Annotated in this window: 19 protein-coding genes; 12 read left to right on the top strand and 7 right to left on the bottom strand. The window is 60.2% G+C overall.

The features are described from left to right. Nucleotides 1-120: 120 nt before the first annotated feature. Nucleotides 121-798 (bottom strand): dienelactone hydrolase family protein, encoded by a 678-nt coding sequence (locus BLP65_RS09995; protein ID WP_092996209.1) that lies wholly within the window; start codon nucleotides 796-798, stop codon nucleotides 121-123. Nucleotides 799-848: 50 nt separating this feature from the next. Next, entirely contained in the window at nucleotides 849-1,253 is a 405-nt protein-coding gene (locus BLP65_RS09990; protein WP_092996205.1) for a DUF2267 domain-containing protein, read from the bottom strand. 484 nt (nucleotides 1,254-1,737) lie between these two features. Here BLP65_RS09990 and BLP65_RS09985 point away from each other — a divergent pair, with 484 nt between their 5' ends. Both BLP65_RS09985 and BLP65_RS09980 read left to right on the top strand, forming a co-directional pair. Beyond that, the gene (locus tag BLP65_RS09985) at nucleotides 1,738-2,187 is read left to right on the top strand and encodes a CBS domain-containing protein (protein ID WP_092996202.1); all 450 of its coding nucleotides are present in this window, start codon (nucleotides 1,738-1,740) and stop codon (nucleotides 2,185-2,187) included. Between the two features lie 51 nt (nucleotides 2,188-2,238). Continuing rightward, the gene (locus BLP65_RS09980) at nucleotides 2,239-3,168 is read left to right on the top strand and encodes an isoaspartyl peptidase/L-asparaginase family protein (protein WP_092996198.1); all 930 of its coding nucleotides are present in this window, start codon (nucleotides 2,239-2,241) and stop codon (nucleotides 3,166-3,168) included. Between the two features lie 217 nt (nucleotides 3,169-3,385). Here BLP65_RS09980 and BLP65_RS09975 read toward each other — a convergent pair whose 3' ends face one another. From BLP65_RS09975 to BLP65_RS09955, 5 genes are all read right to left on the bottom strand, one after another. Next, nucleotides 3,386-4,402, bottom strand: coding sequence for an ABC transporter ATP-binding protein (locus tag BLP65_RS09975; protein WP_092996195.1), 1,017 nt, complete (start codon nucleotides 4,400-4,402; stop codon nucleotides 3,386-3,388). Between the two features lie 78 nt (nucleotides 4,403-4,480). Beyond that, nucleotides 4,481-5,320 (bottom strand): carbohydrate ABC transporter permease, encoded by an 840-nt coding sequence (locus BLP65_RS09970; protein WP_092996192.1) that lies wholly within the window; start codon nucleotides 5,318-5,320, stop codon nucleotides 4,481-4,483. Then, the gene (locus tag BLP65_RS09965) at nucleotides 5,317-6,210 is read right to left on the bottom strand and encodes a carbohydrate ABC transporter permease (protein ID WP_092996189.1); all 894 of its coding nucleotides are present in this window, start codon (nucleotides 6,208-6,210) and stop codon (nucleotides 5,317-5,319) included. Before BLP65_RS09965 ends, BLP65_RS09970 begins: the two co-directional genes overlap by 4 nt. A 2-nt stretch (nucleotides 6,211-6,212) precedes the next feature. Further along, complete coding sequence (locus tag BLP65_RS09960; RefSeq protein ID WP_092996337.1) at nucleotides 6,213-7,484, bottom strand: ABC transporter substrate-binding protein; 1,272 nt, start codon at nucleotides 7,482-7,484, stop codon at nucleotides 6,213-6,215. Nucleotides 7,485-7,959: 475 nt separating this feature from the next. Beyond that, the gene (locus tag BLP65_RS09955) at nucleotides 7,960-9,879 is read right to left on the bottom strand and encodes a hypothetical protein (protein WP_139181471.1); all 1,920 of its coding nucleotides are present in this window, start codon (nucleotides 9,877-9,879) and stop codon (nucleotides 7,960-7,962) included. 473 nt (nucleotides 9,880-10,352) lie between these two features. Here BLP65_RS09955 and BLP65_RS09950 point away from each other — a divergent pair, with 473 nt between their 5' ends. The 10 genes from BLP65_RS09950 to BLP65_RS09905 all read left to right on the top strand — a co-directional run bounded on the left by BLP65_RS09950 (nucleotide 10,353) and on the right by BLP65_RS09905 (nucleotide 18,162). Continuing rightward, a complete protein-coding gene (locus tag BLP65_RS09950) occupies nucleotides 10,353-11,153 on the top strand; it encodes a helix-turn-helix domain-containing protein (RefSeq protein WP_092996183.1) in 801 nt (266 codons plus the stop codon). A 137-nt stretch (nucleotides 11,154-11,290) separates the two neighbouring features. Then, nucleotides 11,291-11,485, top strand: coding sequence for a Flp family type IVb pilin (locus BLP65_RS09945; RefSeq protein ID WP_092996180.1), 195 nt, complete (start codon nucleotides 11,291-11,293; stop codon nucleotides 11,483-11,485). A gap of 68 nt (nucleotides 11,486-11,553) precedes the next feature. After that, nucleotides 11,554-12,027, top strand: coding sequence for an A24 family peptidase (locus tag BLP65_RS09940; protein WP_092996177.1), 474 nt, complete (start codon nucleotides 11,554-11,556; stop codon nucleotides 12,025-12,027). After that, nucleotides 12,027-13,352 carry a P-loop NTPase family protein gene (locus BLP65_RS09935; RefSeq protein ID WP_092996174.1) on the top strand — a complete coding sequence of 442 codons (1,326 nt, stop codon included), beginning with the start codon at nucleotides 12,027-12,029 and terminating at the stop codon, nucleotides 13,350-13,352. Before BLP65_RS09940 ends, BLP65_RS09935 begins: the two co-directional genes overlap by 1 nt. Beyond that, a complete protein-coding gene (cpaB, locus tag BLP65_RS09930) occupies nucleotides 13,345-14,127 on the top strand; it encodes a Flp pilus assembly protein CpaB (RefSeq protein WP_245688290.1) in 783 nt (260 codons plus the stop codon). Before BLP65_RS09935 ends, cpaB begins: the two co-directional genes overlap by 8 nt. Before the next feature lie 190 nt (nucleotides 14,128-14,317). Next, nucleotides 14,318-15,832 (top strand): type II and III secretion system protein family protein, encoded by a 1,515-nt coding sequence (locus BLP65_RS09925; RefSeq protein WP_092996171.1) that lies wholly within the window; start codon nucleotides 14,318-14,320, stop codon nucleotides 15,830-15,832. An 11-nt stretch (nucleotides 15,833-15,843) separates the two neighbouring features. Then, nucleotides 15,844-16,089, top strand: a complete 246-nt coding sequence (locus BLP65_RS09920) for a hypothetical protein (RefSeq protein WP_092996168.1) — start codon at nucleotides 15,844-15,846, stop codon at nucleotides 16,087-16,089. A 9-nt stretch (nucleotides 16,090-16,098) separates the two neighbouring features. Beyond that, nucleotides 16,099-17,247, top strand: coding sequence for a Tad domain-containing protein (locus BLP65_RS09915; protein WP_175452516.1), 1,149 nt, complete (start codon nucleotides 16,099-16,101; stop codon nucleotides 17,245-17,247). Next, the gene (locus BLP65_RS09910) at nucleotides 17,234-17,683 is read left to right on the top strand and encodes a TadE/TadG family type IV pilus assembly protein (protein WP_175452515.1); all 450 of its coding nucleotides are present in this window, start codon (nucleotides 17,234-17,236) and stop codon (nucleotides 17,681-17,683) included. Before BLP65_RS09915 ends, BLP65_RS09910 begins: the two co-directional genes overlap by 14 nt. Continuing rightward, entirely contained in the window at nucleotides 17,683-18,162 is a 480-nt protein-coding gene (locus BLP65_RS09905) for a TadE family protein (protein ID WP_092996159.1), read from the top strand. The genes BLP65_RS09910 and BLP65_RS09905 overlap by 1 nt, the downstream gene beginning before the upstream one ends. The last annotated feature ends 11 nt before the right edge of the window (nucleotides 18,163-18,173 follow it).

Raw genomic sequence — 18,173 nt, 5'->3', positions numbered from 1 at the left:
TTCGTCACTGATTCGGGCCTGCGCAGTAGGGGGTATGGCTCGCAATGACTGTTTACAGTTCGTCATCGATTCGGGACCGCGGAGCGGCGGGTAGTGCTCGCAATGACAGTAGAGCAGGGTCTATTCCGGGGTTCGTTCCAGGTGTTCATGGAACCAGTTGGATACCGACAGGGCCACTTGCTCCGAGTAGGGGGAGTGGTTGAGCCGGTGGGTCCCGCCGGAAACCACCGCCAGCTGGTATCGGCCGTTCATGAAGCCGATCGCATGGCGGTTGGCATCCAGGACGACATGATCGTGTTCGCCGACGATCAGCAGTGTTGGCGCCCGGAGCTGGCGAAGCGTCTGTCGCCCCGCCAAATCGGGGCGGCCGGAGACGGAGACGACGGCATGGATACGGTTTGGCCTTGCGGTGGCCACTTTGAGGCCGGCGGCGGCACCGATTTCACGTCCCAGTAATCCAAGATGGCACCCACCGATGTCGCTGTCTTCCACTAGTCCATCGACAGCGGCGGTCATTCGTGTTCCGAGCCGTGCAATCCGCTCATATACATCGCCGGCGTGATCTTCGTGGGTCCACTCTTCAGGAGTGTAGGGATCGACGATCAGGGTGGCGATGTTTTCGACGGCTAATGCCCCGGCCAGTTGGAGAAAGTCCTCCTCATAGCGGGCATTCTCGATGCCGCCGAACATCACCACCATGCTGAACGCCTCTTCCGGAAGGGTGAGGTCTGCCTCAATCAGCATGCCCCCGGCGTTGATGATAATCGTCCGCCGATGAACGGTGGTCGGAATATCCATAACGACTCCGTCACAAATCCCGGGTAGCGGTGTGCCGCCTGTCGCCTCAATCAGTGAGAGGGCATGCTGCCACTGGTGCCGGCTTCGAAGATGCGTTTGTAGTCATCGGGAAGCTGGGCTAGCACGTCGTTGATTTCACCGGCGGAGACTGCCTCGCGTAGTACCTCAATCACCGTGCGGGCGTGGTAAACCGCCACCGGCAAGTCAATACCCTCGCGTTCACTGACGCGCTTCAGGAACTCGCTGGAATCGAAGCGCTCGCCGCTGCCGGCGGTTTCCCTCTGCAGAAACTCCCTGAGTTCCCGGGGCAGTTGTGCGCCAAGCTGAGCAGGTTCATTTCCGTTGAGTCGTTCCGCCAGTGTTTCAAGCGTCGCGCGACTGGCGCGCAGAGCGGCATCGATATCGGGCATTTGTGCCCGATGCTGGACCTGTCCGAGAAAGTCGTGAAGCTGCATGCTACACCTCCTGCGTTAAGCGGGACGCAACGCGTCTTTACACGACAAGATAGTGTACTGTTGCATGCTTGGCGATACTTTCAGAGCCCCAAAAACCTCCGGACAAGCGCAGCGCGCAGGCAATGGTGATTCCCTTGTCAAGCGCTGCACGAATCCGCCGGGAGCGGAGCCAAAGGCTGGCCCGAACGGAGGACTCCAGGGATGGAGTCTGCAACGCCGTCATGGCTTTTGGGGGCTCCCTTCGGGCGAGCCGCTGGCCGGCCATCTGCGGCGTTGCATTTCTTGCAAAGGGCACGCCATTCCCTGCGAAACGCGCCTTGCAGCTGGCCGGCCAGCGACTCGCTGAAAGAACCGCCAAGCATGCAACAGTACACTAGCGTTTGATCAAAGCCTTTCCAGACAAAAAGTGAACAACGACACCGTTCGGACCATATAAGGTCTAAGGTCATCGGTATGGGTACGTATGGTATGGAGGAACCGAGTGATGTCGGTGGGTGAGTGGTGCAACCGGGAAGTGATTGTGATCAAACCGGACGAAAGCCCGCGGGAAGCGGTGTGGCTGATGCGCAAGTATCACGTTGGCGACCTCGTCGTGGTCAAGGAGGATCCGGATGGTCGCCGGCCAATCGGTATGATTACGGACCGCGATATCGTCATCGAACTGATGGCAGAGAACGTTGAACCGGAAAAGGTCACCGTCGGCGATATCATGAGCCGGGATTTGCTGGTTCTCCATGAGGAGGAAGACCTTGTCGACGCCTCGAACCGAATGTCCGAACAAGGTGTCCGGCGCGCCCCGGTAGTCAATCAGCGGAACGTGCTGGTGGGGCTGCTGGCTGTGGACGATATCCTGGAAGTGCTTGCTGAGCAGGTCAGTGATCTGGTTCGGATCGTGCGCAAGGAGCAGCTTCGCGAGCGGCGATTGAGGCCCTGATGGGAATTGTCAGGATCAAATGCGCAGTGATTCGCGGATAGGGTGAAGAGCATGTATGCAATCGCGGTTCACGGCGGGGCCGGGAGTTGGAGCCATACGCCCCGGAAGCCTGCGTTGGCCGGTGTCGAACAGGCGGCGGAAGTGGGCCGACAAATCCTGGAAAAAGGTGGAAGCGCATTGGATGCAGTTACCGAGGCGGTGCGGGTCTTCGAGGATGATCCCCTGTTCAACGCCGGAACTGGCTCAGTGCTCAATTTCGACGGTGATGCCGAGATGGACGCCGGCATTATGGTGGGGAGTGGGCTGCGCACCGGCGGCGTGGCGGCCTTGAGGCGGGTTCGAAATCCGATCCTGGTCGCACGCAAGGTCATGGAGATGACGGATCATGTCCTGCTTGGTGGAAGTGGCGCACTTCGTTTCGCGAGGGCTGTCGGCTTTGCCGATTACGATCCGGTCACACTGCAACGGCGCAAAAACTGGCAGCGCCACCGGGAGGACCTGGAGGCAAAACAGGGTGATGACAAAGTGGCTGCGCTCCACACCTTGCTTTCGACATGGCCCCGTGAGGATGACATGGGCACCGTGGGCGCCGTCGCTCTGGACCGTCAGGGCGAACTCGCCGCGGGTACATCGACCGGCGGAGTGACGCTGAAGCTTCCGGGCCGCATTGGTGATTCACCGCTCCCTGGTGCGGGCAATTACGCGACCCCCCACGCGGCCGTTTCGGCAACCGGACGCGGTGAACTGATGATGCGCTTCCTCACTGCCAAGGTGATCTGCGATGACATCTGGAACGGGCACCCGGCAAACAAGGCGGTTGAACGAGTGCTCAGGGAGATGGGCAAGTGTGTAGGGGAGGATGTCGGTGTGATTGCCCTGGATTCTGAAGGTGATTTCGGGATCCATCACCTGACTCCGGCGATGCCCCACGCGTGGGTCAGGGAAGGCAGCCCCGCAATCGAGGTCCGAATGACCACGTAGGGCGCATTCTTTCGAGCCGACCCGGTCAACCGAAAGCCACACCGTTTATGAATCCCACCCTCGGAGCCGAGGGCACCGCCCAAATGCGCCGACCCACGGAATGGTGCGTTTGAAGAAAGCACCCTAGGTCTCACAAGCACCATTCGTAGGGCGGATAAGTGTCTGCGCATCCGCCAATAATCAGCTGGGAGAGGCGGATGCGCTCCGCTTATCCACCCTATGCCTGGATCGTTCGGCCGTCGTCATCGAAAAAGTGAAGGTGTTCGGAAGGAAACTCCATTGCCATGGTGTCGCCGGGCCTGGCTGACAAATCTCCCGAAGCGCGTGCCGTTACTCTCTCTTCCCCGGGCAGTTCGAGGTGCAGAAAGCTTTCACTGCCGAGTCGTTCGACGAGGGTGATTTTTCCCTGGAGCGGACCGTCTCCCAGGATGACATGCTCCGGCCGGATGCCCAGCGTGACGGCCTCGGGTAAAGGTGGCTTCGGAATTGGCAATTTTTCTTCGAGTTCCAGGAAATTCATCTCCGGCGAACCGATGAAGCCGGCCACAAAACGATTGGCCGGGTTTCGGTAAACCTCCAGTGGCGTGCCCACCTGTTCTACCCGTCCTTCGTTCAGCACCACGATGGTATGGCCCAGGGTCATCGCTTCGGTCTGATCGTGGGTGACATACACCATGGTCGCATCGAGTTCACGCTGAAGCGACGCCAGTTCCAGTCGCATCTGCACCCGCAGGGAGGCATCCAGATTGGACAGCGGTTCGTCGAACAGGAAAACCTTCGGCTCCCGCACGATGGCTCGACCGATGGCCACGCGTTGGCGCTGGCCGCCGGAAAGCTCGCCTGGTTTGTGGTTCAGTAGCGGTTCTATGCGAAGTATGCGGGCTGCGTGCCGGACTCTCTCTTCGATTTCGTTACGTTTGGTTCGGGAGATTTTCAGCCCGAAGGCCATGTTATCGAAGACCTTCATGTGTGGGTAAAGCGCATAGGACTGGAAAACCATGGCCACTCCCCTCTCCGCGGGCGGCCAATCCGTAACGTTTTCATCACCGATGTGGATCTTACCGGATGTCACCTCTTCCAATCCGGCAATCAGCCTCAGTAGCGTTGATTTGCCGCAACCCGAAGGGCCGACGAAGACCGTCAATCGGCCGTTTTCAATCGTAAGATCGATGCCCTTGATGACCTCGGTGCGGCCGAAGCGTTTGGTGACGTTTTCGAGATCTACGGATGCCATATCAATCTCAGTCGAATGGGTGGCTATCTACTACACGGAACAGCGTGAATAAATGCCTGTTTTCCGCTGGGGTGATCGTTATCCCTTGACGGCCCCGGTTGTCAGTCCCGCGACGATCTTGCGCTGGAAAATCAACACAAGCAGTACCAGGGGCACGGTGACGATTACACTGGCCGCCATGATCCGGCCCCAGGGTAATTCGTAGGCGCTGGCGCCGCTGATGAGGGCAATGGCCACCGGAACAGTGCGCATTTCGCTAGTCAGGGTGAAAGTCAGGGCAAAAAGAAACTCGTTCCAGGCCGTGATAAAGGCGAGCAGACCCGTGCTGACCAGCGCCGGTCCCATGAGGGGCAGAAAGATGCGTGTAACCACTTGCCAGTGCGTGGCTCCATCGACCAGGGCGGCTTCTTCGAGCTCTTTCGGTAGCTCCCGCATAAAGGTGGTCAACACCCAGACGGTGAAGGGCAGGGTGATAATCATGTAGGAGACGACCAGGCCGAGCAGATTGTTGTAGAGGCCAAGCATCCGAATCAATTCGAACATGCCGGATAATACGGCCACTTGTGGAAACATCGACACTCCGAGGAACGTCAATAGCAGGGGTAGCCGGCCACGGAAGGAGATACGTCCGAAGGCATAGGCGGCAGTGACCGCCAGCATAAGTGAGAGGGCAACCGTTGCCGTTGATACCAGTACGGAATTGAGAATGTTGCGGCCGAAGGGTTGCTCCTGGAAAACGGCTGTGTAATTGCTCCAGGCCGGGTCGATAGGTAGAGGATGGGCCTCGAACAGGGCGCTGCCGCTTTTCAGTGACGAAACCACTGCCCAGTAGAAAGGAAACAGCGTGTAGATGAGGATAACGGTTATCAGCAGGTAGAAGAGGATGCGTTTGAGCAAACGTGCGCGGCTGAGCCTCATCGGCGCACCTCCCGCGCGAGGTGGCTGCGCCCGAGCGTCAGAACAATGGCGGTGATCAGCGCGACCAGTGCAAACAGAAAGGTCGAGGCGGCGGAACCGTAGCCCACGTCCTGGAACTCCACCAGATGCCGGCGGGCATAAACCGACATGGACATGGTGGATGGGCTGCCCGAGGTCAGAATGTAGATCAAATCGAAGATGCGCAGGGCATCCAGCATGCGGAATACCATCGCCACCAGCAGCGCCGGCATGATGAGCGGCAGAGTGATACGAAAGAAAATCTTCACCGGATGAACCCCGTCAACCCGGGCCGCCTCATAGAGCTCCCCGGGCACCAGCTGCAGGGCCGCCAGGGCGAGCAATGCCACAAACGGCGTGGTCTTCCAGACGTCGACCGCAACCACCGACCAGAGCGAGAGCGCCGGATCGGCGGTCCAGGCGATCGGTTCGGCGATCACGCCCACTCCCATCAGCATCTGATTGAAAACGCCGTAGAGATCGTTGTACATCCACTGCCACATGCGAGCGGAGACGATGGTGGGGATCGCCCAGGGAATGAGCACCGCCGCCCGCATCAGGCCCCGGCCGGGCAGGGCGACATTGAGGATTAATGCAATGGTGAGCCCCAGGACCAATTCCAGGGATACCGAAGTAATGGTGAAGAACAGCGTGTTTCGTACCGATTGCCACCAGAACGGGTCCTGGTAAAGAAGAATGAAGTTGTCCAGCCCGACAAAAGAGTAGTTTTCCAGATTCCCCAGGTAGGCGTCGGTAAAACCGAAGCCGACGGTACGCAGCAACGGCCAGCCTGCCGTCAGCAGCAACACAGCGAGCGAGGGGAGCAAAAACCACCAGGCAGCACGGGCGCGTTTGCGGGCCAGCGGTCCCATAGCTACCAACCTCTGTGGCGTCGGAGCCGTTTCAGCCGGCGCTCAAGGAAAGCAAGATTGCCGGCGGCATCCCCCTTGCCGGCAAGCGTGGCGTGCACCGCGCTCCAGAAGGTATTCGAGACCTGATTGTAGCTGCGACCGGTGACATCGGAAGGACGCACCACGGCACCGGCCAGCGCTTTGCGCAGGGTTGGAGCAATGGAATGGGCGGCTCGCACTTCCGGATCGTCATAGAGGTCCGGCCAGGTGGGGTTGTAGCCCGCCCTGATCGCACGGCGTTTCTGTTCATCGCGGCTGCTGAGATAGCGCACCAGGTCGATAGCCTCTTCGCGAACTTCGGAATAGCGCGAGACGGCCAGTTGCCACCCGCCGAGGGTTCCCGTATGAACCCCCTCCTTGCCTCGGGGCAGGGCGGTAATTCCGACCTTGCCGCGCACCGGGCTGTCCCCGCCGTTCACCAGCGACCATGCATAGGGCCAGTTGCGCATGAAAAGCGCGCGCCCGGATTGGAAAACGCCCCGCGACTGCTCCTCTTCATAATTGAGAACTCCCAACGGGGTAATGGTGCCGATCCAGGCGGCGGCCCGGTCGATCGCCTCGACCGCGGCCGGGTTATTGATGATCACCTCGCCCTGGTCGTTGACGATGTTGCCGCCGCCTGAGCTGTGAACCCACTCCAGGGCGTTACAGGTGAGTCCCTCGTAGGCCCGCCCCTGCCAGACGAACCCCCATAGGTTTCGATTGCCCGCCGCGCGTTCGGCCTTCTGAATCGCTTCGGCGGTGTGGGTCAGTGCCTCCCAGGTCTCGGGGACCTCGAAGCCGTGTTTGTCGAGGAGATCCTTGCGGTAATAGAGCAGGCCGGCGTCGACGAACCAGGGGAGTGCAACCAGACGGCCGTCGACCCTGTTGGCATCGACAACGTTCTCGAACTGGGCCCTCAGTCGTTCAGGTTCGATATGCTGTTTGAGATCGATAAAGTGCTCCTGCAGGATGCCGGGCCAGACGACGTCGATCTGGAAGACATCGATATCCGCCGAACCGGCCGCAAGCAGTTGCTGGTAGAGAGCAAGCCGGTCGGTCGTCGAATTGGGGGTCGAGATGATACGGATTTCATGACCGGTCTTATCGGACCAGGCTTCGGCACCTTCGCGACAGACCTCCAGTTCGACTCCAACCGCACCGCAGGAAATCGATACGGTCGCCGCCCCGACCAAGGCGACCGGGCTCAGGCACAGCAGAAGTAAACCCATCCGGAGGATTTTGTTTAACCGCATCTTCATCCCTGTTATCGATACTGCTGAATAGCGCAGCCAGCCCAATGCCGGATGCTAGTGCGACGACATCATTCTTAACCAGTAACTATACGAACAGTCTGCAGAAAATGCGGCAATCCACCGGAAAGCCCGCACAGGACGATGACCCAAGGGGAAGGATGTTTTTGCGGCGGGGGTGCCTCCCGCGAAGGTTTCCAATTTGGATAATGCGTGCCCGGGGATGGAAAATGGTGCATTTGAAGAATGCACCCTACGCATTTCGGTGCCCTTGCGGCGATTTCAATTTGAGGCCCCGTAGGGTGCATTCTTTTAAGCCGACTCGGTCCACCGAAGGCAACGCATTTAATGAAGCCACCGGAGAAGCCGAGGGCTCCGCCCAAATGCGCCGAACCACGGAGCGGTGCATTTTACGACGGACGCACTCCTGCGTTCCGGCCGCCCGGCAAGTGACGCGCCCCCGCGAAGATTGGGAGCTTCAGATGTGAAAATTGTGCCGCTCCAGGAGCCGCCGTGCGCGGTTGATCTGGCGTGTCCAGCTCTCTTCCAGGGGAGGGATTGAGGGGGGACGGGTGCGAAGCTGGCTGATCGGGATCGACGGCATGGGCTCGGTAGTTCCCGCAAGTACTTTGAGAGTTTCGATGTTGGCGCCGTAGGTCTTGTGCAGGAAATCGATGGCTTCGTCCGTCAGTTCGATACGATAGTGGCGAACCAGTGCCCAGGCGAGCTGCTCGGCTGCGCGTCCGGTATCGGCCCGGACCTCCTTGGCCACGGCCGCCCCGATTGCCGCTTTCGACGCCGCGCTCATGCCGGGCTCGATATTGGCCAGCAGCGAGGCGTTGGACCCGTTGATGGCACGTTGCGCTTCGGGCGAACCGATATTGATGAAACGCTGCAGAATCAGCGCAACTTCTACCGTAAGATCCTTGGCCGCCTCCACGGTCAGCGTCCGGAAGCCGGTCTGGGCCCGCACCACTGTGCGGGGTTCGCGGCGCAGGTCCAGAGAGCGCAGGGGCTTTGCCAGCGCCTCGGCCACCTTCAGCTTGTCTTCGTCGTCGAGCTTGATGATCCGCTCTGCGATTCGAAGGCCATAGTGGCCGCGGCCGGTCCGTAGTGCGGTTGCCGAATCGGGTCGCCGGTTGGAGAGGTAATCCCAGCGCTGGCGGGCACGGATCAGTGCGGCATGGCGACGGCCCTGCGCCCGGTAGGCATCTCGAATGGCGCGGTACAGCTCCAGACCGGTGGAGAGCGTTTCCGTCTTCTCCTGCAGCGTGGGCAGCTGGCTGATCTTGCCATTGGCCACATCCACCCGCAGTTCGTAGATCTCGTCCCGCAGGGCGTCGAAAGTCTGTTGCGCCTTCTCCAGCAGCACCGGCGTTGGCTGGCCGGCCACGGCCTCCGCCAGCTCGGTATGGCGTTCGGTCAGATAGCCGATGAGGGCCTTGAGCCGGCTGTATCCACGCGCCTGGGCCAGCCGGTAGTGCGTCCGGGCCAGCTCCAGATTGTCCGTGGCTCTTGCCAGACGCCACGATCCGCGGTAGTTGAAGGCCAGCACCGGGATTTCGCGCCCGCTCAACAGCTCGAAAGCCAGGATCAGGATTTCGTCCACGTCATAGAGCGTCATCAGTGCCAGATTGTCTTCGGCAATGGCGGCCAGGATGCGCTCGATGAAGTGTTCATCCCGCGGCACACCCATCTTGATGGTGGGTCCGTGCCCCTCCAGCCGCCCGCGCAGGGTCGCTTCCATGGCGGGAGCCGAGGTGTGGAGTTCGTCCAGTACAGCGCTGATCAGGGGCCACTCTTCATCGAGCAGGTCCTGGGCCCGGATCCGCATGCCGTTGCGGCGATAGATCTCGGCTCGCTGGGCCGTTTCGGCGAGATGGTTGTCACCGGTGAGGTCCTCCACCGCCGTGGCCAGCGAAACCGGTCCCAGTTCGAACTCCTTCAACAGGTGCCAGGCCGCTTCACGCTTGCGCTGATCCGGTGGCAGCTGCTCCAGGGCTAGATTGCGAACGGCGAAGATCAGCTCCGGCAGCCGATCGATAACCGTGGTCAGTGCCTCGTCCTGTCGTCTCTTTTTGCGTTTGGCATGGGTATCGTAAACGACCTTGGTCAGGATACCGATGATGCCGGCGATAACCGTATAGCCGACGAAGAAGGCCATCCGATCGAGAGGCAGGAATTCGTTGTAGCCGAGATAGTAGCCACCCTGGGCGGCGATGTAGGTTACCGGGCCTGCGGTCCAGGCCAATTGCACGAGGGAGATGCTCCACGGTGCATCCTCAACCGTCGAAAGCACCTGGTCGATCCGGTTCCGTCCCTCCCGCTCGAGATAGACGTTGGAGATTCGCTCCTCGCCGTTTTCGCTGTCGCTGCGACCCCCCGGGGTGCGCTTCATAATTGGGCTCAAATGGTTCGGTGAAAAGGGACGCGACAGCATACCATGCCACCGGGTCCGGAGGCCGCCGGTATTCTCAGGCATCGGCAGATTTCGCGACAGGAGGTGCGCACCCGTGGTGCCCGAATTCCGAACGTTGGTCGCGGCGAGGGCGCCCCTCCTACCGGTGCGAATGACCGGGTAGGGGCGCGCCCCGCGGTGGCCGTATTCCCGAGGTTGGTCGCGGCGAGGCGCCCCTCCTACGGATGCAAATGACTGGGTAGGAGGTGCGCCCCCGCGGCGATATTCCATCTGTCACGCTAACTCCCGTTGGACTTGGATAGGACGGGAAGGTTCGAGCAAGCGGCTGCTACCTTGAGCGGACTCTGTTTTCAGCTATACATAACAACTGTTGAATCCACCGGCACACACCCGTTTGCGGGAATGACCACCAGCACTCTTTGTTCATCACATCCAGGGATTCGGGAGACGGTATGGAACAGCCGAGAGTACTCCTTGTCGATTTGCGTCAGTATGCATTACCCCCTTCGCTTCAGTATTTGCTGGAAGAGAACTGTCGCCTGCGAACCGTGCTTTGGACGGAGGATATCGAAGTGGAGGTGAAGGAGCACACCCCCTGCGGTATCTTCTTCGAGTTCGATTTTCCGGACCTTCCGCGTCTGGCGCTGCTGCAAAAAATACGCTGGATGGTTCCGAAGATCCCCGCGGTGATGTGCACCGAGGAGCATTCCGAGGCGCTGGCGGTCTGGGCGCTGCGTTCACGGGTATGGGACTACTTCGTCAAACCGGTCGACCCGGGCCAGATCGACCAGACCATCGACTCACTGGAGCGCATGGCCAGGGGTAAGCCGGAAGGCGATGGGCGGGTCCCGATACTGCCGGCCATCAGCATGCCCCTGGAGGCTCGTTTTCGGCCGGACTCAAGGCCTCCTGTCGGGATGGCGCGGGTGGCCGATTTCATCGATCGTCATCTGTCGCGGCCCATCAGCCAAAAAGAGGCGGCGAGGCTCTGCGACATGAATCCTTCACAGTTCAGCCGCAGTTTCAAGAAGGCCTTCGGGATGACCTTCCAGGCCTACTTGATGGAGCGACGGCTGGAAAAAGCACGGCGCCTGCTGCATAACCGAAGCGCCTCGGTCACCGACGTCTGCTGGGCGATAGGGTTGCGGGATATCTCCTATTTCAGTCGTCTCTTCAAGCGCCAGTTCGGAACCTCTCCCTCGGAGTTCCAGCGGGCATGGCGGGCGGAGTGCTCCGGACAGGTGAACCCGTGAGAACCCTCACGCAAGAGAGTTGCATATTCGCGCAACAAGCTCCTAATGGATCATTGTGTCTGATCCTATACCTGTATCGAGGCCGCCGGATGCGGCCCATCACTTGAAGTGAATCAAAAAGGAAAAGGAGAAACACCATGAAAGGTATCTTCGAGAAGGTAAAGGGATTCATCGATGACGAGAGCGGGCTGACCATCGTCGAGTACGCGGTGGCGGGTGGACTGATTACGGTGGGCGCTATTGCTGCATTTTCAGCTCTTGGCGTTACCGTCGCCGGTGTAATTGAAACTATCGATACCACTCTTACGGCGAATCAACCGGCCGCCGGTTAAACCGGTGTAAACCAAGCGGGGGCTCTGTCCCCCGCTTTCCCCAAGGACAACCAACGACAACGGATTCCATGCTGATCGGCGAAATCATTGCTCTTTCGGGACTGCTCGGTCTGGCGGTGATCGAGGATGTGAAGCACCACCGGATCTCCAACCGGCTGTGCGTGACGATCCTGCTGACCGGGCTGCTGTTCGGACTCTGGAGCGGTACATCTGTGGCACTGACGGAGCGACTCGGCGGAGTGGCCATCGGCTTCGCGGCGCTGCTGCCCTTCTATGCGCTGTCGGCGATGGGCGCCGGGGACGTGAAGCTGATGGCGGCGGTCGGCAGCTATCTCGGCATGGCGGCACTCCCTGCGGTGGTGTTGACCCTTGTCTTTGGTGGCCTACTGGCTATCGCCGTCTATGTGGTCGAGCGCTATGTGCCGCTCCCCGGGGCATTGGCGAACGCCTTGATCGTGAGGGAGTCGGGACGGCTGCATTTCCCTTATGCACTGGCGATTGCCGCCGGCAGTGCGGGTGCACTCTGGATAGGGGTGATGTGATGTCGTATTCCCCGCAAACCGTCGAGACCCTCGAGAATAGCAGTATGGAAACCACCGCGAAGCGGCCCCGTTCACTGCAGGAGACCGGCCTAAAAGAGGAGTTGCTCCTCTCACTGCTCTTGAAACAGATCCTGAAAATGGGGCCCACCGATCTGGCGGATCTGGTTCGGGAAGTCGCGCTACCAGGGGTGGTGCTCGAGCCGCTCATCCACTATCTGAGGCGTGAGGCACAGCTGGAGGTGCGTAGTAGCACAGACGGCGGGGTGCGCTACGGACTCACCGAGCGGGGCCGCACGGCGGCGCTCGATGCCGTGATGCGCGACGGCTATACCGGACCGGCCCCGGTGCCTCTCGAGGCCTATCTGAACATCGTCGGATGGCAGTCGAGTTCGCGTCGCCAGATCACGGCGGAGCAGCTGCGCAGCAAGTTCTCCGACATCGTAATCGAACAGCACATCCTGGATCGTCTCGGTCCCGCTCTGCACTCGGGGCGCTCCATGATGGTCTACGGTTCACCAGGTTCCGGGAAAAGCTTCATCTCCCGGTGCCTCGGACGGGTACTCGACGATCCCGTGCTGGTTCCCTATGCAGTGCAGGCCGGAGGGATCACCGTACGTGTCTTCGATCCCGAGTACCACCGGCCCCGGCTGGAGGCGAATGCCCGCGAAGCACGCATCGACTCCGGTCATGACCCCCGCTACCGGCTTTGCGACCGTCCTGTGGTATCGGCCGGCGGCGAACTGACGCTGGAGATGCTGGAGCTGCACTACGATCCGGCCTCCTGCGAGTATCGGGCACCGCTGCAGATGCGTGCTAATAACGGCCTGCTGATCATCGACGACCTGGGCCGGCAGCGGGTGCCGCCGGAGGCGATTCTCAATCGCTGGATCGTCCCCATGGAGGAGGGATCCGACTACCTGCACAGCCACGGCGGTGCCCAGTTTGTGGTGCCTTTTGACGTGATCCTGCTGTTTTCGACCAACTACCCGCCGACCGAACTGGCCGACGAAGCCTTCCTGCGGCGGATCGGTTACAAGGTCCGCTTCGGGGAACTCAGCGAACGGGCCTACACCGCAATCTGGCAGCAGGTGTGCGAAGCCGAGGGCCTCGACTTCGCTTCCGATGTGGTCCGCTACACGGTTGAACATCTCCACCGTTTGCGGGATGTGCCGCTCCTCGCCTGCCATCCGCGCGATCTGATCGGACTGGTGGTCGATCGCTGCCGCTATGAAGGAAGGACACCCGAACTTTCCCCGGAAGCCGTCGAGGCCGCCTGGGACAACTACTTTGTGACTGGTGAATCGAGAGGAATGACACATGATTAATCGCAGGACTTCCATCATTCTTCTGGTGGCGCTGGGCCTCGGGGTGATGGCGGCATTGACGGCCAACCAGTGGGTCCAGTCACGACTTTCCGGGGGTGAACAACAGGATAAAAACACCACCACCGTCGCTTCCCTTGAGATCCCGTTCGGCAGGCGTATCGAGGAGTCGGACGTACGCCTGGTATCGATTCCCAAGGAGGCGGTCCCTTCCGGTTCGTTCGCAAGGCGGGAAGATGTAGTCGGACGTATTGCCTCGCAGACCATCTATCCCGGAGAGGTCATTCACCAGAGCAAGGCGGTGGAACACCTGCAGGGCAGCTCTCTGGCTGCCGTCATCGAGCCGGGTCATCGCGCGGTGACGGTCCGTGTCAATGATGTCATCGGCGTGGCGGGGTTTTTGCTGCCGGGTAACCGGGTCGATGTGATTGCCTCCCGCAAGGATCGCAATCGGGAGGCCTCTTCGAGAATCCTGCTCATGAACAAGAAGGTGCTGGCGGTGGACCAGACCGCCTCGCCGGAGAGAAACGAGCCGGTAATCGTGCGCGCGGTAACACTGGAACTCACCCCCGAAGAGGCGGAGAAACTGGTCGAGGCGACTGAGGAGGGCAGCCTGCAAATGGCACTGAGAAACCCCGGCGATCAAAAGATCAAGGTGGCAGAGAAACCGGAGCCGAAGCCCAAGCCCAAGCCGAAACGTGCGGCCCCGGCCCGCAACTGGAATTACGTCACCATTATCCGGGGAGTGGATAGTGAGAACCTCCGTGTACAGATGTAGTAGCTGCTCGCCCGTTGATCATGCGTGCGACACAGGAGATTCGTCATCCCCGCGCAGGCGAACCGTCATCCCCGCGCAGGCGGGGATCCATTTTTGAGCCATGCCGCTGCGCTCTGGATTCCCGCCTACGCGGGAATGACGGGGAGTGAGCAGTTACCAGATGTAGAACAATACTAAAGGGAGTTCCGGAATGAACTGGGGAAACAGAAGAAGCAGTCGATGGATGGTGGGATTGGTGGGAGCCCTGGCATTGACGGTCAGTGCCCAGGAGCGCCCGGACGCGATCCACAACATCGAAGTGCCCCTGAATAAATCCCGGGTGGTGACGCTCGACTTTGCCCCCAAAAAGGTCTCGGTGGGTAATGACGCGGTCGCGGATATTCGCATGATGCAGTCGCGCCAGCTCTATTTGCTGGGGAAGCAGCTTGGCAGCACCAATCTGATTCTCTGGAACGGGCGTAACGAGGTGACTGGCAGCATCGACGTTCAGGTCACCCACGACCTGGAATTGCTGAAGAGAAAGCTGCACGAACTGCTTCCGGGCGAGCGTATCGGTGTCCATGCCTCCAAGGAGGCCATCGTGATGACCGGAGAGGTCTCCAGCGCGCCCAAGATGGATATGGCACTGCAACTGGCGCGCAGCACGATCCGCCGGGACGGCAATGCGGAAGAGGACGTCCGGGCGCGGGTGCTTAACATGATGCAGGTGGGCGGAGCCAAACAGGTTCTGCTCGAGGTAAAGGTGGCAGAGGTTGCCCGCACCTTCATGAAGCGAATGGAGTCCAATTTTTCCGTCATAACAGCGGACAATAACCTGAGCATCGGCACCATCACCGGGTCGGGCGAGGTTCTGCAGTTTCCCGTCGAGGGAGCCGGCGCCGATATCTCCTCTTCGACCTTGTTGGCGCCGGGATCCCGTACGACGAATGATCTGGCCGATCCTCGCGTGATTCCCACGGGCGGGAACTCCCTCGTGGCGAGTTTCCTGGATGGCACGACGCTGAGCACTATCGTGATCGACGCGGCCAAGGAGGAGGGGTTGGCCAAGGTATTGGCTGAGCCCACCCTGACCACGTCGACTGGGGAGACCGCGCGTTTTCATGCCGGTGGCGAATTTCCTCTTCCGGTGCCCGGTCAGGACGACAGCGTCACCATCCAATACAAGAAGTTCGGGGTGAATCTCGGCTTTCTTCCCGTGGTGCTCGATTCGGGCCAGATCAGCCTGGATGTGGATATCGAAGTGAGTGAACTTTCCAACCAGAACGCCGTGGCGCTGGAGGTGCCCGGTGTCTCTACCAGCTTTTTCATACCCTCGCTCACAATGCGGCAGGCCTCATCAACGGTCGAGCTGGCCGGCGGACAGACCATCGGCATTGCCGGTCTCATCAACGAGAATTTGAGCGAACGGGTCAACAAGTTCCCCGGCCTCGGCGATATCCCGGTGCTCGGAGCCCTTTTTCGTAGCCAGGAGTTCATTAAGGGACAGACGGAACTGGTGATCTTTGTTACCCCGCGTTTTGCCCACCCCATCGATCCGGAGTTGGTGCGCCTGCCCACGGATTCCTTTGTGGAACCGGGCGACGCCGAGTTTTACCTGCTGGGCCGGCTGCAGGGCAGCCGTGAAGATAAAAAAGGTCCGGAGGGTGGTTCTCCGGTGGAGTCCCCGAGAGGGGGTGTCGAGGGACGTTTTGGTCACGATCTGTGAAGGAGCAAGTGATGCACCGGAAGCTAATCGGAATAGCGGTATCGACTCTGTTTGTGGCCGGCTGCGCCGGCCCCGACCCGCTGAAGGATGACTTCGGGGAATCGGTACGGCACATGATCCGGGTTCAGACCGACAACCCGGCGTACCAGAACGGCTCTGGGCTCGATGGCGAGCGGGCGGAGCGCACCTTGCGGGATTACCGCGGTGCCGAAACCGGAACGGTGGGCGGCAGCACCGCCATCTCAAACGGGATGTGACCGATGCCAATGCGTTCACAACAGCGGGGCATCATTTTTCCCCTGATGGCCATCAGCATTCTGGTGCTTTTGGGGATAGCCGGCCTGGTCGTCGATCTCGGTCAGGCGTATGCCCGCAAGAGCGAACTGCAGAACGTGCTGGATGCGGCCGCGTTGAGCGGGGCGAAAGTGCTCAATGAAACCGGATCTGCGGAACAGGGGCAAAATGCGGCCATCGCGACCTACGGGAGCAATCTGCCGGCTCTGTTTCTGACAGGGGACGCTGTCCCGCTGGTAGAACTGTCGGATACCTACCAACCCTTCGTGCCCGGTGGCACGGAGCCTCAGTACATTCGTGTGCGGGTAGACGAAATCCAGTTTGCGACCTGGTTTGCTCATGTACTCCCCGGCATAGGTGAAATGCTGACGGTAGGCGGGAGCGCTCTTGCCGGGCCGAGTCCTCCGCTCTCCCTGGTTTGCGATTTGGTGCCGGTCATGGTCTGCGGCGATCCGGATGCAGAGCATTTCGGCTACTCCGCCGGTGCCGAGGAGGAGGTCCTGAAATCGGGGGCAGGCAGTGACGGTTCCGAGGTGGGACCGGGTAACTTTCAGCTGCTCTCCCTCGGTTGCGGAACCGGCGCAGATTGTGTGCGGGGGGGGCTGGCCGGAGAGTATGAAGCCTGTACTACGGAAGGCGATACGATGACCACGGAGCCCGGCAATACGGTCGGTCCGGTGGCCCAGGGATTGAACACCCGGTTCGGAATTTATAATGGTCCCATGCGGCCCGAAGATGCGAGCCCCGATACGGTGACTCATTACGATTTCAGTTCGGATGAAAATTTTTTCTGGCATGCAGATTATGAGGAGCGTCAGGCGGACGGACCACACGACTATCCGGAACCTGAAGGGGTGCCGAACCGGCGCATGTTGGCTGTGCCCATCGGTGACTGCTCGACTACTACCAACGGGCGGGGAGAAGTCGATGTACTCGGTATAGGTTGTTTTTTCCTTACCCGCCCCGCGGAACAGGGAGGGGATCAGGAGATCTATGGACAGTTTGTCGATGAATGTCCGGCCAGTGGGAGCGCCGCGGAAGAGCCGGTAACCGATCCCACCTCCGGAAGTACCCTGCACAAGGTTGTTCTCTACAAGGATCCGGACAGTGTTGATTCGTAGCCAATCGCAGCGGGGCATTGCCCTGGTGGAATTCGTGATCGTGCTGCCGCTGCTTCTCATTCTGTTGATGGTGACGGCCGAGTTTGGAAGCATGTTTTATCACTACAACACACTTACCAAAACGGTTCGCGACGGGGGCCGGTATCTGGCCGAACAGGCCACCCCCGACACCACCGGCGAGATCATCCTCAGCGATGAGGTGGCGACCACAGCGCGTAATCTCGTGGTCTACGGGGAGCCGGGAGTGGGAGAGCCGCTTCTGGAGGGTTTGGCCACAGCCGATGTTTCGGTGACACAGGTGGATACAGACCACGTGCAGATCTCTGCTGCTTACCAGTACCGGCCGATTTTCGAAATACTGCCGGTGTTCGGTTTCGGCAACGATGTCGGTCCGGGTCGGACCTTTCAGGCGTCCGTCACCATGAGGGCACTGTAATGTGGCAGAAGGGGATGCGGCAGAAGGGGATCAGTACGGTGGAGTTTGCACTGGTCGGGCTACTCTTTTTTACGCTGCTGTTCGGCATCATCGAGGCGGGTCGGGCCTTCTTTGCCTGGAACATGATCGAGGAGGCCACCCGTCGGGCGGCCCGCATTGCCGCTGTCTGTCCCTTCGACCATTCGAGCGTGAGACGTGCGGCGATTTTCGAGGCCGCGGATGGTGGAACGGAGAGTCGCGTACTGCAGGGAATGAATACCGGCCATGTCAGCGTCGAGTATCTGAACATGGATGGGGCAGCCACCCTGTCGTACGAGGATGCGGCATTTGTCCGGGTGGCTATCACGGGTTATTCCTACCAGCTGTTTTTTCCCTTCAGCAGCTTCACGCTGCCCGATTCGAGTACCACGGTTCCGGTGGAAAGCCTGGGCTACGTACCAGAGTGGAACGTGCGGACTTGTTTCGGGACTTTCGGTTAGACAGGAAATTT

Origin of the sequence: Thiohalomonas denitrificans (assembly GCF_900102855.1) — a bacterium.
Taxonomy (GTDB): Bacteria; Pseudomonadota; Gammaproteobacteria; order Thiohalomonadales; family Thiohalomonadaceae; genus Thiohalomonas; species Thiohalomonas denitrificans.
This window is presented reverse-complemented; position numbering and strand designations above follow the sequence as displayed.

What these genes read in the sequence shown, in the direction of transcription:
- BLP65_RS09995 (WP_092996209.1), bottom strand. Translation starts at nt 798, where the DNA reads ATGGATATTCCGACCACCGTTCATCGGCGGACGATTATCATCAACGCC.
- BLP65_RS09990 (WP_092996205.1), bottom strand. Translation starts at nt 1,253, where the DNA reads ATGCAGCTTCACGACTTTCTCGGACAGGTCCAGCATCGGGCACAAATG.
- BLP65_RS09985 (WP_092996202.1), top strand. Translation starts at nt 1,738, where the DNA reads ATGTCGGTGGGTGAGTGGTGCAACCGGGAAGTGATTGTGATCAAACCG.
- BLP65_RS09980 (WP_092996198.1), top strand. Translation starts at nt 2,239, where the DNA reads ATGTATGCAATCGCGGTTCACGGCGGGGCCGGGAGTTGGAGCCATACG.
- BLP65_RS09975 (WP_092996195.1), bottom strand. Translation starts at nt 4,402, where the DNA reads ATGGCATCCGTAGATCTCGAAAACGTCACCAAACGCTTCGGCCGCACC.
- BLP65_RS09970 (WP_092996192.1), bottom strand. Translation starts at nt 5,320, where the DNA reads ATGAGGCTCAGCCGCGCACGTTTGCTCAAACGCATCCTCTTCTACCTG.
- BLP65_RS09965 (WP_092996189.1), bottom strand. Translation starts at nt 6,210, where the DNA reads ATGGGACCGCTGGCCCGCAAACGCGCCCGTGCTGCCTGGTGGTTTTTG.
- BLP65_RS09960 (WP_092996337.1), bottom strand. Translation starts at nt 7,484, where the DNA reads ATGCGGTTAAACAAAATCCTCCGGATGGGTTTACTTCTGCTGTGCCTG.
- BLP65_RS09955 (WP_139181471.1), bottom strand. Translation starts at nt 9,879, where the DNA reads ATGAAGCGCACCCCGGGGGGTCGCAGCGACAGCGAAAACGGCGAGGAG.
- BLP65_RS09950 (WP_092996183.1), top strand. Translation starts at nt 10,353, where the DNA reads ATGGAACAGCCGAGAGTACTCCTTGTCGATTTGCGTCAGTATGCATTA.
- BLP65_RS09945 (WP_092996180.1), top strand. Translation starts at nt 11,291, where the DNA reads ATGAAAGGTATCTTCGAGAAGGTAAAGGGATTCATCGATGACGAGAGC.
- BLP65_RS09940 (WP_092996177.1), top strand. Translation starts at nt 11,554, where the DNA reads ATGCTGATCGGCGAAATCATTGCTCTTTCGGGACTGCTCGGTCTGGCG.
- BLP65_RS09935 (WP_092996174.1), top strand. Translation starts at nt 12,027, where the DNA reads ATGTCGTATTCCCCGCAAACCGTCGAGACCCTCGAGAATAGCAGTATG.
- cpaB (WP_245688290.1), top strand. Translation starts at nt 13,345, where the DNA reads ATGATTAATCGCAGGACTTCCATCATTCTTCTGGTGGCGCTGGGCCTC.
- BLP65_RS09925 (WP_092996171.1), top strand. Translation starts at nt 14,318, where the DNA reads ATGAACTGGGGAAACAGAAGAAGCAGTCGATGGATGGTGGGATTGGTG.
- BLP65_RS09920 (WP_092996168.1), top strand. Translation starts at nt 15,844, where the DNA reads ATGCACCGGAAGCTAATCGGAATAGCGGTATCGACTCTGTTTGTGGCC.
- BLP65_RS09915 (WP_175452516.1), top strand. Translation starts at nt 16,099, where the DNA reads ATGCGTTCACAACAGCGGGGCATCATTTTTCCCCTGATGGCCATCAGC.
- BLP65_RS09905 (WP_092996159.1), top strand. Translation starts at nt 17,683, where the DNA reads ATGTGGCAGAAGGGGATGCGGCAGAAGGGGATCAGTACGGTGGAGTTT.